The organism is Staphylococcus sp. EG-SA-2, assembly GCF_017152085.1.
Window position 1 is genome coordinate 1 of record NZ_JACYHC010000860.1, and the last position, 1,116, is coordinate 1,116.

1 protein-coding gene is annotated in these 1,116 nt (G+C 38.2%); it reads right to left on the reverse strand.

Annotated features, from left to right (window positions below; genetic code table 11):
- A partial coding sequence (locus IDG60_RS15325) for a SasC/FmtB family protein (protein WP_206160878.1) occupies nt 1-1,069 on the reverse strand: 1,069 nt, incomplete at its 3' end.
- Between the last annotated feature and the right edge of the window lie 47 nt (nt 1,070-1,116).

The window sequence follows — 1,116 nt, forward strand, 5'->3', positions numbered from 1 at the left end:
CTGAGAATAGACCTACATTATCAATGAATGAATAGTATTTATAACCATCTTTATTTGTTGTAATTCTTGAAGCATCAGCAACTGCTGTATTGTCAGGAATAAATTGTAAATCTAAACGATCAGCATCAGTTGGTACTTTAAATAAATGTGCAGTACCAGTCTTAGCAACATTTACAGTTGCTAATTCAGTATTTTTCTTAGCATCTTTAATAACTAAATTTGTTGCACCTTGCTTACTATTCGTTTGCATAGTAGTAAAGTTAATAATTAATTCTGAATCTGGTTTTACATTTACAGTTTTTGTAATACCGTTAAAGTTACCATGATCTGTAGAATCATTTGCATTCACACGACCTAATGCAGCCACGTTTCCTTTAGCTTGATAGTTTTGAGGGTTATTCTTATCAAACATATCGCTTCGTCTTAATTCTGAGTTAACGAAACCAATCTTACCGTTGTTAATTAATGAATAACCATTTACTTTATCTGTAACAGTTACAGTTGGATCCTGTCTATTCTCATCTGTTGATATGGCAGGATCATCAAATGTTAATGTCGTATTAATACTGCCTTCACCAGTATTGCTAGCATTTGGATCTTGAGTTTGTGCGTTTGCTGCTACAGGTGCTGCTGGTTGCGCTGCTGCTGGAGCATTCGCTGGCTGTGTTTGATTTGCCGGTGTTGCATTATTATTAGGTGTTGCTTGGTTATTTCCTTGACCTGCTTGGTTTGCCGGTGCTGCTTGATTTCCAGGTTGTGCTTGTGCAGCGTTATTCGGATCAGCTTGATTACCTTGTCCAGCTGGTTGTGCTGCTCCTCCTGCTGGATTAGCCTGTCCACCTTGGTTTGCTGGCTGTGCTGCAGGATTAGCTTGAGCACCAGCATTTGCGTTAGGCTGTGTATTGGCATCAGCTGGTTGTGCTGGTTGATTTTGTGCAGGCTGATTTTGCTCTGCTGCAGACGCTGTTGTCGGGTTAGTAGATATAAAAGTAACAGTGGCAATTAAAGCTGAAAAAATACCGACATTAAATTTTCTGATACTAAATTTTTGTTGTCTGAATAAATTCATTAAGTCATCCTCCTGGTTGATTATTCTCGCTGTTAAATGATTTCACT